This window comes from Mesorhizobium shangrilense, from assembly GCF_028826155.1.
Taxonomy (GTDB): Bacteria; Pseudomonadota; Alphaproteobacteria; order Rhizobiales; family Rhizobiaceae; genus Arvimicrobium; species Arvimicrobium flavum.
This window is the reverse complement of the sequence record NZ_JAQGPN010000001.1, coordinates 3,030,086-3,044,105: the sequence shown is the minus strand read 5'-3', so window position 1 is coordinate 3,044,105 and position 14,020 is coordinate 3,030,086. Positions and strand designations below refer to the sequence as shown.

The 14,020-nt window shown below is 63.6% G+C and carries 14 protein-coding genes; 4 read left to right on the top strand and 10 right to left on the bottom strand.

Translation table 11 applies throughout. The features are described 5' to 3' along the window. Nucleotides 1-57: 57 nt before the first annotated feature. The 4 genes from PD284_RS14700 to PD284_RS14685 form a co-directional block, all read right to left on the bottom strand. A complete protein-coding gene (locus PD284_RS14700; RefSeq protein WP_274628929.1) occupies nucleotides 58-261 on the bottom strand; it encodes a dodecin family protein in 204 nt (67 codons plus the stop codon). Nucleotides 262-375: 114 nt separating this feature from the next. Next, nucleotides 376-1,209 carry a 3-deoxy-8-phosphooctulonate synthase gene (gene kdsA / locus PD284_RS14695; RefSeq protein ID WP_274628928.1) on the bottom strand — a complete coding sequence of 278 codons (834 nt, stop codon included), beginning with the start codon at nucleotides 1,207-1,209 and terminating at the stop codon, nucleotides 376-378. After that, complete coding sequence (locus PD284_RS14690; RefSeq protein ID WP_274628927.1) at nucleotides 1,206-2,093, bottom strand: VOC family protein; 888 nt, start codon at nucleotides 2,091-2,093, stop codon at nucleotides 1,206-1,208. Before PD284_RS14690 ends, kdsA begins: the two co-directional genes overlap by 4 nt. A 45-nt stretch (nucleotides 2,094-2,138) precedes the next feature. Continuing rightward, nucleotides 2,139-2,579 (bottom strand): MarR family winged helix-turn-helix transcriptional regulator, encoded by a 441-nt coding sequence (locus PD284_RS14685; protein WP_274628926.1) that lies wholly within the window; start codon nucleotides 2,577-2,579, stop codon nucleotides 2,139-2,141. Between the two features lie 96 nt (nucleotides 2,580-2,675). Between PD284_RS14685 and PD284_RS14680 the strand changes: the two genes are divergently transcribed. The 3 genes from PD284_RS14680 (at nucleotide 2,676) to rpmG (ending at nucleotide 4,578) form a co-directional block, all read left to right on the top strand. After that, complete coding sequence (locus tag PD284_RS14680) at nucleotides 2,676-3,758, top strand: WD40/YVTN/BNR-like repeat-containing protein (protein WP_274628925.1); 1,083 nt, start codon at nucleotides 2,676-2,678, stop codon at nucleotides 3,756-3,758. A 147-nt stretch (nucleotides 3,759-3,905) separates the two neighbouring features. Continuing rightward, nucleotides 3,906-4,178, top strand: coding sequence for a ubiquitin family protein (locus PD284_RS14675; RefSeq protein WP_274628924.1), 273 nt, complete (start codon nucleotides 3,906-3,908; stop codon nucleotides 4,176-4,178). Between the two features lie 232 nt (nucleotides 4,179-4,410). After that, nucleotides 4,411-4,578: a 50S ribosomal protein L33 gene (gene rpmG, locus PD284_RS14670; RefSeq protein WP_274628923.1), complete on the top strand. Its 168-nt coding sequence runs from the start codon at nucleotides 4,411-4,413 to the stop codon at nucleotides 4,576-4,578. A gap of 417 nt (nucleotides 4,579-4,995) precedes the next feature. Here the strand turns inward: rpmG and PD284_RS14665 are convergent, their stop codons facing one another. Together PD284_RS14665 and PD284_RS14660 are read right to left on the bottom strand one after the other, a co-directional pair. After that, entirely contained in the window at nucleotides 4,996-6,369 is a 1,374-nt protein-coding gene (locus PD284_RS14665) for a PleD family two-component system response regulator (RefSeq protein ID WP_274628922.1), read from the bottom strand. Nucleotides 6,370-6,402: 33 nt separating this feature from the next. Then, complete coding sequence (locus PD284_RS14660) at nucleotides 6,403-6,777, bottom strand: response regulator (protein ID WP_411956214.1); 375 nt, start codon at nucleotides 6,775-6,777, stop codon at nucleotides 6,403-6,405. 207 nt (nucleotides 6,778-6,984) lie between these two features. Here PD284_RS14660 and PD284_RS14655 point away from each other — a divergent pair, with 207 nt between their 5' ends. Next, entirely contained in the window at nucleotides 6,985-7,269 is a 285-nt protein-coding gene (locus PD284_RS14655; protein ID WP_274628921.1) for a DUF3572 domain-containing protein, read from the top strand. A gap of 37 nt (nucleotides 7,270-7,306) precedes the next feature. Here the strand turns inward: PD284_RS14655 and PD284_RS14650 are convergent, their stop codons facing one another. The 4 genes from PD284_RS14650 to PD284_RS14635 form a co-directional block, all read right to left on the bottom strand. After that, nucleotides 7,307-8,092 (bottom strand): tetratricopeptide repeat protein, encoded by a 786-nt coding sequence (locus PD284_RS14650; protein ID WP_411956213.1) that lies wholly within the window; start codon nucleotides 8,090-8,092, stop codon nucleotides 7,307-7,309. A gap of 687 nt (nucleotides 8,093-8,779) precedes the next feature. Continuing rightward, nucleotides 8,780-9,934 (bottom strand): outer membrane protein transport protein, encoded by a 1,155-nt coding sequence (locus PD284_RS14645; protein WP_274628920.1) that lies wholly within the window; start codon nucleotides 9,932-9,934, stop codon nucleotides 8,780-8,782. A gap of 350 nt (nucleotides 9,935-10,284) precedes the next feature. Further along, a complete protein-coding gene (locus PD284_RS14640) occupies nucleotides 10,285-13,068 on the bottom strand; it encodes a valine--tRNA ligase (RefSeq protein WP_274628919.1) in 2,784 nt (927 codons plus the stop codon). 176 nt (nucleotides 13,069-13,244) lie between these two features. After that, nucleotides 13,245-13,916: a PopZ family protein gene (locus tag PD284_RS14635; protein WP_274628918.1), complete on the bottom strand. Its 672-nt coding sequence runs from the start codon at nucleotides 13,914-13,916 to the stop codon at nucleotides 13,245-13,247. Nucleotides 13,917-14,020 lie beyond the last annotated feature (104 nt).

The following is a 14,020-nucleotide window of genomic DNA, read 5'->3' as shown; positions in this document are numbered from 1 at the left end:
CGGCCGCGTCGCGGCGTGCCGTTGTCGTGCCTCCCCGTCCGCTGCAGTCCGCCGCAGCTAGTCGGTGAGGATGAAGGTCACCTTCATATTCACCCGGTACTCCTTGATCTTGCCCGCTTCGCAGGCGACCGTCTGCTGCTGGACCCAGGCGCCCTCGACATTCGTCAGCGTCTGGTTGGCCCGGGCGATGCCCTGAGCGATGGCGTCTTCGAAGCTCGTCGTTGACGAAGCGGTGATTTCGGTGACACGTGCAACCGACATGGGTTCCTCCTGAGGCCCCCGCCGGTCCAGCCTAGAGCAACACGCGCCCGGATTGAATCAGACTCTTGTCCGGCCGTCCTGGACTGGGGCCGGGCCCTACGCCGGCCGGCCCGATCAGCCCTTTGCCACGCGGTCCAGCGCCATCAGCTTTTCGAGAAGGGCCGGCATGTCCTTGAGCGGCACCATGTTGGGACCGTCGGACGACGTCGAATTGTCCGGGTCCTGATGTGTCTCGATGAACACGCCCGCAACCCCTACGGCGACCGCTGCGCGAGCCAGCGTTTCGACGAAGCGCCGCTCGCCGCCACTCGAGCCGCCTTGGCCGCCCGGCTGCTGTACCGAATGGGTGGCGTCGAAGATCACCGGCGCGCCGATGTCGGCCATGATGGGCAAGGCGCGCATGTCGGAAACCAGCGTGTTGTAGCCGAAGGATGCGCCGCGCTCCGTCACCAGCACGTTCGGATTTCCGGAGCCCGTGACCTTGGCGACCACGTTCTTCATGTCCCAGGGGGCCAGAAACTGCCCCTTCTTCACGTTGACGATCTTGCCTGTGCTGGCGGCGGCGACGAGTAGGTCGGTCTGTCGCGACAGGAACGCCGGGATCTGCAGGATATCGACATGCGGCGCGACGATGCCGCACTGCTCCTCGCTGTGGATGTCGGTCAGCACCGGCAGGCCGAACTCCTTGCGAAGCGCGTCGAACACCGGGAGCGCCGCTTCCAGCCCCGCCCCGCGCGTGGCCGAGAGCGAGGTGCGGTTCGCCTTGTCGTAGCTGGTCTTGTAGACCAGCCCGATGCCGAGCTTTTCCGTCATCTCTTTCAGCGCGCCGGCCATGTCGAAGGCATGCTGTCGCGATTCGAGCTGGCACGGACCGGCGACCAGCGCCAGCGGGGCGTCATTGGCAAATCGCACCTTGCCGGCGGCGACGGTGTGGTTGGGCTTGTTCATTCATTCGCCTCGAACGCAAGGATCGCGCCTTGTCCAGGCGCAGGAAGCACGATGAGCCGACCGCGGAACTTTTCGCAGTCGATACGGTTGGCGGTCATATAGGCCTTGGTGGCGTGGAGGTCATCCACGCCGAAGATGATGGCGCGCGCTTCCAGCCCCTGATCGCCGCTGGACGATCGCCCGAAATCCCGCTGCAGCGCCTGGTTGCTCGTTAACTGGATGCTGGCGTTGGCCGCATTCATCACCACCGTGTCATCGTCCGACATCCCGTCGACCGTCGCGCCGCTGGCGGCGGCGAGATAGGGAGCAAAGGCGGAGGCTCGGGGCGCCGCGAGCACAACGGACTTTAGCCGCCTCACGCCGTTGGCATGCGATTGCAGTGTCGTGCGATCGACCTTGGGTACGTTGACCCGCTCGCAGGTGAAGAATAGGCAGTCCGGCGCACGCGCATCGCCTGCGAAGGCGAGCTTGAACGAGGCCCGGTCCTTGTTGCCGGAAGCGTCGACGAAATCGCGGGAGAATTCCAGCATCGGCCCGCCCGACCAGCCGGTCGCGGCAAATCTCGCGTGATCGGCGGCGGCGTCGTGCGTGCCGAACACGACGGCTGAAAATCCCTCGTTTCCGCGCCTGAAGCGGAAGGCCTCATGACGTGCGACGAATACGTTGCTTGCGGCCCGCGCATCGGCCACCAAGGCGTTGCTGACGGTGGCGAGCGGCTCCAGATAGACGCCGTCGGACAGGAAGACGCAGCAGTTCGCAGTCCCGAACGGATGCTCGCCGTCGGGAGCGACCGTGAAGCCCAGTGCAGCCAACCGCGCCCTCGCCGCCTTCAGGCTTGCGGTCGGCAAGACGAGATGATCGATCGGCCGCGCGGTGTCACTCATCCCCTTGCGATGCCCCAAACCCGGCTTACAGACAAGCCCCGCATGTCAGCACAGACTACGCATTTCGGTGCGCAGCCTCTCCGGCTCCTGCAACAGGCTCTCGATCTCCTTCTGCATCTTGCGCCACACCGGCAGCGCCGCGACGAGGAGCCCCCTGCCGGCTTGCGTCAGGATGAGCGCGCGTGCGCGCCGGTCCTTGGGGCTGGCAGCGACCTCGACCAGTCCGCGCCGGGTCAGCGGCTTGAGCACTGCGGTCACCGTCGTCCGGTCCATCGCCAGAACCTCCGCCACATCCCTGATCCCCGCTCCGCCCGGCCGGTTGAGCGCCATCAGCACCGAAAACTGCCCGTTCGTCAGGCCGGACGGTCGCAACGCCTCGTCGTAGCGCCGCGCCAGCGCCCGCGCCGCCCGCTGCGCGTGCATGCACAGGCAGCTGTCGCGAACCTCCAGTGTGGTGCTGAAGTCGAGGAGGTTCTCGTCGGTCATTTGATTCTGTCAGTTGATATCAACATAATTCTCATGCTTTCATACCACGGCTTGGGTGCAGAAGGCACAGGACAAAAGTCTGGAGGAACAAGCTTCATGGCCAAACGGATTCTGATTCTCCTCGGCACCAAGAAGGGCGTGTTCATCGCCGAGAGCGATGCGGCCCGAAAGAAGTGGGACATCAGGGGCCCATACTGCGAGACCTGGCCGATCCATCATGCGATCGGCGACGCCGAATCAGGAACGATCTATGCCGGAGGCGGCAACGAATGGTTCGGGCCGGCCGTATGGAAATCGACCGATCTCGGGCAAACCTGGACGCACTCCAGCGAGGGTCTCGCCTATGACGCCGGCGAGGAGCCGATCAAGGCGGTCTGGAGCGTCGCGCCACGCAACGGCCATCTCTACGCCGGCGTGCAGCCAGCCGGCCTCTTCCGCAGCGAGGACCAGGGCCAGACCTGGATCCATCTGGACGGCCTGCAAAAGCATCCGACGCGAAAGGACTGGATGCCAGGCGGCGCCGGGCTCATCCTGCATTCCCTCGTGGCTCACCCGAAGGACGACAACCAGATCTGGGTTGGCATCTCGTCCGCCGGCGTCTTCCACACGGCCGACGGCGGCGAGACCTGGGAGCCCCGCAACCGCGGCACCCGCGCGGATTTCATGCCCGAGGGCCAGAACTATCCTGAGTTCGGCCAGTGCGTGCACTGCCTGGTGATGGCGCCCGGCGAGCCCGACCGGCTCTACCAGCAGAACCATTGCGGCATGTATCGCAGCGACGACGGCGGCAAGCGCTGGGAGAGCATCGAGGCCGGCCTTCCCTCCACCTTCGGCTTCCCTGCAGCCACGCACCCACGCGATCGCGAAACGCTGTTCCTGCTGCCGCTCAACGGCGACATCAAGGGCCGCTACGTGCCCGACGCCAAGGCGGCCGTCTGGCGCACGCGCGACGGCGGCCAGACGTGGCAAGACCTGCGCGCCGGCCTGCCCCAGGAGAACGCCTATTTCGGCGTGCTTCGCCAGGCCATGGCGACGGACAGGCTCGACCCGTCGGGCGTCTATTTCGGCACCAGCGGCGGCGTCCTCTTCGCCAGCCCGGATGAAGGCGATAGCTGGCAGCCCATCGCCGAGCACCTGCCTTCAATCTCCTCGGTCGAAACCATGGTGGTCGAGCGGTAGCCTGTCGCGCGGGACGGGCCGGTCACCTCCTCCTTCCGATGTTGCGCAGATGAGGCGTGCGGGATGCAGGACACTCAAAGGGAAGCCACAACCGGCGATCATGCGATGAACGACCAGAGTTTCGGGCCTGGCCACAACAGTGGCCAAATGACAAACGTCATCGTCGTGCGTTTGCCCGGGGTGCTCGTCGACCTTTTTCCCGGCGCGCCGCGGCGCGTGGAGATGTCGGCGACCACCGTGGACGAGATGATGGATGGGCTCAACCGGTCATGGCCGGGCATGCGCGACCGCCTCTGCGACACCTCGCCTGCCATCCGCAAGCACATCAATATCTTCATTGACGGTGAGCGCGCAAAACTTGGCACGAGGATACCGGCAGGAAGCGAGGTATTTGTGCTGACTGCGATCAGCGGGGGCTGAGACCTGTCGCACGCCCGGCGTGTGAGGCAGAAACTGTCGGGTGGGGCGGCGACCGCCTCTTGCCGCCTCACCGCTCCGCACCCGCACGGGCATCCGCGAAGCGTTTCCGCTGGCGGATCGGCTCCAGCCCTTGACTTTCACGCCGCCATCAGTATGTCTCGCGCAAATTTCCGCATCCGGGCGCCGTGCCCGCGTTTCAGCGGTATGTGCCCAAACAGATCGGAAGACAGCCATGGCAAAAGCCGCAAACATCAAGATCAAGCTCCTCTCGACCGCCGACACCGGCTACTTCTACGTGACGAGCAAGAACAGCCGCACGAAGACCGAGAAGATGTCGTTCCGCAAGTACGACCCGGTTGCGAAGAAGCACGTCGAGTTCAAGGAAACCAAGATCAAGTAGTCGCGCCGACGCGACACTGGTTCGACGCCGCCTTCGGGCGGCGTTTTTCGTTTCAGAAACGGAAACCCTGCGATATCAGGGATATCCTGCCATTTCTTCGCGAAGAATGAGAGAAAGGGGGCCGGTCGACATCCAGCAGCGGTACGAGGAGGCCACTATGTGCCAGAGTCGACCGGCCAACCCCACGGACCCAGGAGATGCGGCGGACCTGAGCATCATGGGGTAAACCTGCTCGCGTCGGTTGAAATCGTTCCACCGTCCCGAGGTGTTGAGCGTTCAGGTAAGAGAATTGCGCAACAGCGCTTGAAAATCAATAGTTTCTTAACCAACGCTGCCGAATCAGGCAAATAGGGTAAATTTCTGCGCCAAGGTCAAGCCTGTCATGGCGGCGCTGACGATTCGGCAGGCCGGCGTGTCTCACGCGGCCGCAGCCACTACTCTGTTTCGCCCACCCGTCTTCGCCTCGTATAGAGCAACGTCGGCACGCTTCATCAGGTTTTGCGGGTTGTCCGCGCCACGGCGCAGCGACGAGACACCCACGCTTACCGTCACCTCGAGGTCCGGCTTCCCTTCGCCTAGACTGAATGGCGTCTGCGCGATCTGGGCGCGTATGCGCTCGGCGACCATCTCGGCAATGTCGCCATCCGTGTCGGGCATGATCACGATGAACTCCTCTCCGCCATAGCGGCAGGCAAGGTCGATCCCGCGGACGTTCTTGCGCAGCCGCCGGGCGAACTCCCGCAGCACGAGGTCGCCGGCGTCGTGTCCGTAGGTGTCGTTGATCGACTTGAAGCGGTCGAGATCGGTCATGACGACCGACAGCGGCCGCTTGCGCGCCACAGCGCGGTCGAACAGCGTCTGCAGATGATTGTCGAGATAGCGGCGATTGTGGAGCCCCGTGAGGCCGTCCGTGACCGCCATTTCGATTGTCTGCGCGACGCTCGCCCGCAGATGGTCGTTGTAGCGCTTGCGCCGCACCTGCGTGTCGAGACGCGCAAGCAGTTCGTGCTTGTCCACCGGCCGCACCAGATAATCATTGATGCCCAGCTCGAGGCCGCGGATGATGCGCGCATCGTCGCCGGCCTCGACCATCAGGATGATCGGCAGAAGACGCGTGCGATCGACGGAGCGCAGCTGCGAGCACAGTCTCAACGGATCGAAATCGGCGAACCGGCTGGAGATGATCACGGCGTCGTATGCGTTCTCGGCCGCCTGGAACAAAGCCGCATGCGGATCCGTTCCGACATCCACGTCTGCGGCGTCCGCAAGCATCTGCACCACACGCCGGAACGAAGCTGGCTGCTCATCGACGAGCAGCACGCGAGGCCGTGAGAACAGGTCAGGATTGGTCCGGCTGAGCAGTTCCTCGATGCCAATGTTCCGCGTCGTGGACGCCCTGAGCCGCAGTTCGTCGGTCAGCGACTTCAGCCTGACCAGGCTCTTCACCCGCGTCATCAGCTGGAGATCGTTGACTGGCTTGGTCAGAAAATCGTCGGCGCCCGCCTCCAAACCCCGGATGCGATCGGCAACCTGGTCGAGTGCAGTCACCATGACGACGGGGATATGCGAGGTCGCCGGATCGCTCTTCAGCCGGCGGCAAACCTCGAACCCGTCCATTCCGGGCATCATGACATCCAGGAGCACGACGTCGATCTTGGCGTTCTCGCACGCTTCGATCGCATCCGGTCCGTTGCTCGCCGTGAGAACCTCGAAATACTCCGCCAGCAGGCGCGCCTCGAGCAGCTTCACATTGGCCGGTATGTCGTCAACAACAAGAATGCGGGCGGTCATGCGTTGTCACTCTCCGGACCCGCGAGACTCGGGTCATGCGTCGCCGAGATAGGATTTGATCGTTTCGATGAACCGTGGAACCGAGATGGGCTTGGAAATGTAGGCTTCGCATCCTCCCTGCCGGATACGCTCCTCGTCGCCCTTCATGGCGAAGGCGGTCACCGCGATGACCGGAATCACGTGAAGGTCGTCATCGGCCTTCAGCCATTTGGTGACTTCGAGGCCGGACACTTCCGGCAACTGGATGTCCATCAGGATCAGGTCAGGCCGGTGGATCCGCGCAAGATCGAGCGCCTCGAGCCCATTGCGAGTGCGCACGGTCTCGTAGCCGCTGGCCTCAATGAGGTCGCGGAAGAGCTTCATGTTCAGCTCGTTGTCTTCGACGATCATCACCTTTTTTGGCATCATCACCCTGCCCTGCCGGCCGGCTGCGGCGAATCGCTGGGCCGGCCCGTACCCCGCCACGGGCACGATTCCCGACACAACAATACCGCCAGATCATTGACGAAACGGAAATTGGCGCATCGATTGCATTCGAACCGCCAGCTTGGCATGGAAGACAATACAGCCTTACCTCGAATAAGCGAATCGAGGCGTCAGAAAATGGAAACGAGCATGGACCGGGATTCGGCCGAAAACCTCGCCATCTCCGCTCTCGTCTTCATTGCGGAAGATCCAGAGCTGCTGCCGCGCTTCCTGGCGATCACGGGCATCAGTGCGTCGATGATCCGCACGGCGGCGTCTGAGCCCGGATTCCTGGCTGGGATACTGGGTTTCATCCTCGCACACGAGCCGACCCTGTTGCGCTTCGCAGAACACGCCGGCGTGGACCCGGGTCTCGTGGGCCAGGCGTTGCGCGCGTTGCCGACGGGCGACGAGCGTCACGAACGTTCGATCTGAATTCGCGCCGGATCTGCGCAAGAGACCGGCAGCACCCTTACGGGTTGGCGCCCTGGGCCAGCATGTCCTCGGCAAGGGCGATCGCCGTGCGGCGGTCGGCTTCACCGGCCAGCGCAAAGGCCTGTTCCTGCATGCCACGGATCCAGGGCTGGTCGTGCGGCGACGCGCGTTCGAGCGCAGCCGTCATCATGGCAAGCCCGCGCACCACCTTGCCGCTCTCGAAGAGGAGGTTTCCGAGGGTCGCCTGGGCGCCGGCATGCCCCTTTGCGGCCGCCAGCTGCAGCCAGCGGCCAGCCTGGCGGACGCTCGCCTTCATGCCGCCCTCGCCCTTGAGGAACATCTTGCCCATCTCGTACTGGGCTTCCGCGTTGCGGTAGTTCGCAGCTGCGCGCATATAGAATTCCTGCGCTGCGACCGGATTGGGCTCGACCGACCCCGGTATCCCGTTCTTCAGATATCCTCCGAGCGCGACCAGGGCGTCCGAAATGTAACTCTCCTCAGGAGAGCCCGGCTCCACATCCTGCGCGACGATCTCGTTGAAGAACTTGAAGGCCTCATAGTCGTTGCGCTTGACCCCGTCCCCTTCGGCATACATGCGCGCGAGTTTCCAGGTAGCGCCGATCTGACCATTCTCGGCGGCATAGCGGTAGGCTTCGACCGCTTCGTCCTTATGCCCGCTCTTGTAGGCGTCGAAGCCCCGCTGGAAAACGGCCCACGGGCTCGACTTCTCAGGCTTCGCAGCATTCGTGTCGAAGGCATGGGCGCCGCCCGATGCTCCGAAAAGACCGGCAGCGACGACCGCAGAATATACTGAACGCGCCACTCGCATTGTCATCAGTCTGCTCTTCCATCTGCGCCGAGGAAGCGATGCTCCATCCACGCAAGGTTCGGCGACAAGCCGCACTCAACACCCGCACCCGCCGCAAAAGCGGCTGTGCGCGACTTCATTCCCCTTGCCCTCACCGCAAATTCTCCGTCCAGCAGGACGCGCCCGGTTCGGCCGCGGATGGCAGCCTCCGGATCAATCCCGGCTTCGCCGCGCCGCCTAAGGGCCTTGGACAGGAGCGCTTCGATCGCATGCGCGACAGCCTGGCAAAGGTGCCGATGGCGCGAGCCGGTATAGGAACTTTGCCGATGGTTTTCGGCCAAAGTGGGGCCGTGGTGCAAACAGCGCGCCTTGCCCTCGCTCGACCCCCGGCCGACTGGCGCTGTCGCCCTCAAAACTACATCAGCGTTCATCGTTTTCCCCGCCGCGGCAGTTGCGGCTGACCCGACCCTTGCCCGGAATGCTTGTGGGGTGCTCCGGGTTTATGGCGGGAACTTGGCGGCGCCCGCTGGTGGATCTATACAACAGGGCTTGTTGAGAGAGTGTTGCGCAAACAACACAAACGGCCTGGGGCCGCGCACCTGTCGGCGCGCCTCGCGGTTCGTCTCGATCGCCGCTCGCTGCCCAAACGAAGAAGGCCGACGCTCTGCGCCGGCCTCCGGAGACTTCGCCGTCCGTGAACGGCTACCACTTGACCCTGTAGGAAATGGAGCCAGCGTAGGACCACCCATCGTCCACCGCCGAATTGACCGCGGGCGCGTACTGCGTCTCCTCGGCGGATGTCAGATAGCTGACGCCGACGCCGGCGCGAAGCTCGCCGCCCAGAGTGTCCTTAACGGAAACGCCGCTGGCCAGGGTCCAGACATCGCTCTGCAGGTCCCATCCGGTGCCCACACCCTGATCCCAGGTGAGGCTGACCGCACCGGAGACCACGTCGTTGAAGGCGTGGCCGATACCCGCCGTGATCGTCCAGCCGTCGTCCCAGTTGTAGATGTCGCGGCTGATGAGCTGGCCAGTGACCGCGGAGCGGACGTCGAGGCTGTCCTGGACGCTCCAGTTCGACCATTTGATGTTTGCGAAGGCGAGCCAGCCAGGCGCAATGCCCGACTGGAACTTTGCCTCGACCGTCTGCGGGAGATGGCCGATGCCGATCGCCCGCACCGGGATCTGCATCGTTGCCGGCAGTCCCAGTTGCGGAGCCAGAACGCCTGCCGGTCCGGTCAGCGTGCCACTCGCGCCGTAGTCGGTGCCCGAGCGGTAGAGCAGCTGGGCGCGAAGCGCGATGTCCGGGATGTCGTAGCCGACGCCGAGGCGGTATCCCATCTCGGTGCCCCTGAGGTCCAGCTGCAGCCCGCCGAGCGGAGACACGTTGAAGCGGTTGTAGTCGAATTCTTCCTGATAGACGCCGCCAAGAAGGTAGACATTCCCCTTGCCAGCGCTGAACTTCACGGCACACGTCGCCGCGATTTCATGAATGACGAAATCTTCTTCCGTCTTGCCCGACAGCGTCGGCGCGGCGTACTTCACCGCGCCGCCATAGGGCGTGGTGTAGGTGCCGGCACAGCGGAATGCATCAGACACATCGAGCTTGAAGGCGATGCTTGGGATCACATAGTCCTGGAACGCGTCGGTGCCGACGTTCGCCGGATTGCCATGCTTGGTGTATTCGCGGCTCGGGTTGACGAAGGTCATGCCCGAACGAAATGTGAAACCACCTTCCTCATAAAGGATGTCGGTATCGGCGGTCCCGCGCGCGAAACCATTCGCATGCGCGGCTCCTCCAAGTACGAGCGCCGCAATCCCCGCGCCCAATGCTGATTTCAGCGCATTCCCGTACATAAGCCCTCTCCCCGAAGCACGTGCACAAGCTAGACCGGTTTCCGTCGGGTCGCGCAACCGTGATCTTGGCCGACATCCCCAGACCCAAGGTTCGACCTGTGTTCCGAGGCTCGCCGATCAGCTGCGCGCCCACCTTCGAAACCGCGCCAAGGGCGCTCTGACGGCCTACACTTACGTAAGGATTTCAAGCAGATACGTGGAAGTCTGCCAGCTCCTTGCCCCACTGTCGCATTAAGGCAACAATGGGGCCGAAAATCATGGAAGGCTTCGATAAAGCGGGTTCGTGGGGAGCCGGGCGAACACTCCGACGCAGCTACAGGGAATCACACCCGTTCGCGCGGACCGGATTCTCAGTCTGGGGTCGTTATGCGAGCAAGTGCGGCCTGCAGCTTCGCCTGGGCGTCTTCGAACTCTGCAAGCTTTTCCCGGTCGGCCGCGACGACCTCTTCGGGCGCGTTGGCGACATACTTCTCGTTGGACAATTTCTTGAACAGCCGGGCGATTTCCTGGGTGACGCGGGCAACGTCCTTGTGCAGCCGCGCAGCCTCCGCCTCCAGGTCGATCAGATCGCCCAGCGGCAGGCATGCCGTAGCCTCCCCAACCACGATCTGGGCGGAGAGCTTGGGGGCGGCCTCTGCATGCGAAATCTCGCCGATCCTGGCCAGCCGCTTGATTGCGGAATCGTGGCGGGCAAGTCGCGCGCGCGTCTCGTCGTTCGCCCCGATCATGACCAGCGGAGCCACCGCAGACGGCGGCACGTTCATTTCGGAGCGGACGGAACGAATGCCGGTCACCATCTCGACCAGCCAATTGATCTCCGCCGCCGCATCCGCATCCACGAACTCGGGTTCCGGCCACGCCGCATGGCAGATCAGGCTCTCGCGCTCTCCGCCCTCCGGCGCGGTATGCGCCCAGAGTTCCTCGGTCATGAACGGCATCATCGGATGCAGCAACTTGTAGATCTCGTCGAGGACGAAGGCGGCCACAGCCTGGCTCTCGGCCTTAGCTGCCTCGTCAGTGCCGGCGAAGATCGGCTTCAACAGCTCCAGATACCAGTCGCAGAACAGGTTCCAGACGAAACGGTACGCGGCGGCGGCGGCTTCGTTGAAGCGATAGGCGGCGATGCCCTCGGTGATTTCCCGCGAGGCGCGCGTCAGCTCGGTCAGGATCCAGCGGTTGACCGTCAGCTTCGCGTCGTTCAGCCAGAAATCGTTGTTCCGCTTGACGCCGTTCATCTCGGCAAACCGCGTCGCGTTCCAAAGCTTCGTGCCGAAGTTTCGATAGCCGGCGACCCGCGCGGGATCCAGCTTAACGTCCCGGCCCTGCGCAGCCATGATCGCCAGCGTGAAACGCAGCGCGTCGGCGCCATACTCCTCGATCAGTTCGAGCGGGTCGATGACGTTGCCCTTCGACTTCGACATCTTCTGCCCGTTCTTGTCGCGGACAAGGGCGTGGACGTAGACCGTGTGGAACGGCTCCTCATCCATGAAGTGCATGCCCATCATCATCATCCTGGCGACCCAGAAGAAGATGATGTCGAAGCCGGTCACCAGCACGTCGGTCTGGTAGTACGTGTCCAGTTCGGGTGTCTTGTCCGGCCAGCCAAGAGTGGAGAACGGCCACAGCGCCGACGAGAACCAGGTGTCGAGCACGTCCTCGTCACGCGTCAGGATCTCGCCCGGACGGAAATTCTCCAGCTTCTCCTCGACCCATGCCTTCCACGGCCCATCCAGCGCCAGGTAGTATTCCACTGCGGCGTCAAGGGCTTCCTGCTCGGACTTCTCGACGAAGACGTGGCCATCCGGGCCATACCAGGCCGGGATCTGGTGTCCCCACCATAGCTGGCGCGATATGCACCAGGGCTGGATGTTCTCCATCCACTCGAAATACGTCTTTTCCCAGTTCTTCGGGACGAACTTCGTCCTGCCGTCCCGCACGGCGCGGATCGCCGGCTTCGCCAGTTCGGCGGCGTTGACGTACCACTGGTCTGTCAGAAACGGCTCGATCGGCACGCCGCCGCGGTCGCCATGCGGCACCGTGTGGCGGTGCGGTTCGATCTTGGCAAGGAAGCCGCCAGCCTCCATCATCTCGACGATCCGCTGCCGCGCGGCGAAGCGGTCCAGTCCCTGAAGAGCCTCGACCGTTTCCAAGAGCGTCTTGCTTTCCTCGACGCCTTCCAGGAAATCCTCGTTCTCGCGGAGGCTGATCGCCGCCTCCACCGTCAGCACATTGATTGCGCGCAGCTTGTGCCGCTTGCCGACCTCGAAGTCGTTGAAATCGTGCGCCGGGGTGATCTTCACCGCGCCCGTGCCCTTCTCGGGATCGGAATACTCGTCGGCGACGACGGGGATCCGGCGTCCGACCAGAGGCAGAACCAGCGATTTTCCGATCAGATGGCGGAACCGCTCGTCATCGGGGTGCACCGCGACTGCGGTATCACCCAGCATCGTCTCGGGCCGCGTGGTCGCAACCGTGATAAAGGTGCTCGCATCCTCGGGGTCGAACGTCTTGTCCTCGACTGGGTATCGGAAATGCCAGAGATTGCCGTTCACCTCCAACTGCTCGACCTCAAGGTCGGAGATCGCAGTCAGCAGCTTGGGGTCCCAGTTGACCAGGCGCTTGTCCTTGTAGATCAGCCCTTGCTTGAAAAGCGTGACGAAAACTTCGAGGACCGCCTTGGACAAGCCTTCGTCCATGGTGAAACGCTCGCGAGACCAGTCGCAGGAAGCGCCGAGGCGCTTCAGCTGGTTGAAGATCATGCCGCCCGATTCGGCCTTCCACTCCCAGACCTTGTCGATAAAAGCCTCGCGCGACAGATCGCGGCGGTGAATCTTCTTCTCCATGAGCCGGCGCTCGACCACCATTTGGGTGGCGATTCCGGCATGGTCCATGCCCGGCTGCCAGAGCACGTTTTTGCCGCGCATGCGCTCGAAGCGGACCAGGATGTCCTGCAATGTGTTGTTGAGCGCGTGCCCCATGTGCAGCGAGCCCGTCACATTGGGCGGAGGGATGACGATCGCAAACGGCTCGGCGCCAGCTTGCGAGCCCGCGCCGGCGCGGAATGCGTCTGCTTCGTCCCAGATCTTCGCGATCTTTGGTTCGACCGTCCTGGAATCGTAGGTTTTCTCAAGCATCAGCGCACATCCGGCCCATCGGGAAAGCTGGAGCAGGACGCCGCCCGTCTGACGGCATCTTTGCCCTAAACGCCGGTGTAAATCGGAAGGGCAGCGCCAAGTCAACAGCAGGCGATGGTGTGGTCCGAACGCACAACGCCGCCCGAGGGCGGCGCCAACAGCATTTGGTTCCAGGTCTAGCCGCGGGCTATGCGCTCGATTTCCTCGCGCACCAGCCTCTCCACGAGATGCGGGAGGTTGTTGTCCAGCCAGTCCTGCAGCATTGGCCTCAGCATCTCCTCGGCCATCTCGTCGAAACTGCGGCGACGGCTCGCCGCAAAGGCCTCCGACAACTCCCCGAACGCCGCCGCCACCTGACGTCCGGCCTGCTCCGAGATGAGAGACGGTCGAGATTGCGCCTCCGCAGGAGCGCTGTTCTGTGTCGCCGCCAGGGGCGCATCGACCGGGACCGCGCTCAGTTCGGGGACAATTGGCTCGGCATCAAGGGTCACTTCGGGTTCGGCGTTCGTCGCCGGACCGTCTTCTGCCAGCTGTTCACCCGTCTCGGGCTCTGACGGCGCAAACTGCTCCGCTGGAGCCGCCGTCACCACTGCCGCAATCTCGGCGATCGGCGCACTATGCTGCATGTCGCCATCGACTGCCCGAAAGATCACTCGATCGGAGACCGGAGCATCGTCTGCCGGCGTCGGTTCCTGGAATTCCGCCCGGAAGGCTTCGATACCCTTCAACGTATCCATCACGTCGTTGGCGGGCGCCACCTGAGCGGGCAACGCCTCGTCAATGTCGCGCCGCTTCTCGACATCGCTATCCTCGATGATTCGTCGAATCGACGCGAGAATCTCCTCCATGGAGGGTTCACGCTGTGCGCTGCTTGCCTGTGCCATTGTCGCGTTGCCGCCCTGAGCTCACCCGATCGTCGGACTTCACCTCTTGAGGCGAGCGACGAATCAAT

Coding starts and splice junctions, on each gene's coding strand:
- PD284_RS14685 (WP_274628926.1), bottom strand. CDS start 2,579: ATGACCGACGAGAACCTCCTCGACTTCAGCACCACACTGGAGGTTCGC.
- PD284_RS14660 (WP_411956214.1), bottom strand. CDS start 6,777: ATGATGCCAAAAAAGGTGATGATCGTCGAAGACAACGAGCTGAACATG.
- PD284_RS14690 (WP_274628927.1), bottom strand. CDS start 2,093: ATGAGTGACACCGCGCGGCCGATCGATCATCTCGTCTTGCCGACCGCA.
- PD284_RS14635 (WP_274628918.1), bottom strand. CDS start 13,916: ATGGAGGAGATTCTCGCGTCGATTCGACGAATCATCGAGGATAGCGAT.
- PD284_RS14700 (WP_274628929.1), bottom strand. CDS start 261: ATGTCGGTTGCACGTGTCACCGAAATCACCGCTTCGTCAACGACGAGC.
- PD284_RS14665 (WP_274628922.1), bottom strand. CDS start 6,369: ATGACCGCCCGCATTCTTGTTGTTGACGACATACCGGCCAATGTGAAG.
- PD284_RS14645 (WP_274628920.1), bottom strand. CDS start 9,934: ATGTACGGGAATGCGCTGAAATCAGCATTGGGCGCGGGGATTGCGGCG.
- PD284_RS14675 (WP_274628924.1), top strand. CDS start 3,906: ATGACAAACGTCATCGTCGTGCGTTTGCCCGGGGTGCTCGTCGACCTT.
- PD284_RS14655 (WP_274628921.1), top strand. CDS start 6,985: ATGGACCGGGATTCGGCCGAAAACCTCGCCATCTCCGCTCTCGTCTTC.
- kdsA (WP_274628928.1), bottom strand. CDS start 1,209: ATGAACAAGCCCAACCACACCGTCGCCGCCGGCAAGGTGCGATTTGCC.
- PD284_RS14640 (WP_274628919.1), bottom strand. CDS start 13,068: ATGCTTGAGAAAACCTACGATTCCAGGACGGTCGAACCAAAGATCGCG.
- PD284_RS14680 (WP_274628925.1), top strand. CDS start 2,676: ATGGCCAAACGGATTCTGATTCTCCTCGGCACCAAGAAGGGCGTGTTC.
- rpmG (WP_274628923.1), top strand. CDS start 4,411: ATGGCAAAAGCCGCAAACATCAAGATCAAGCTCCTCTCGACCGCCGAC.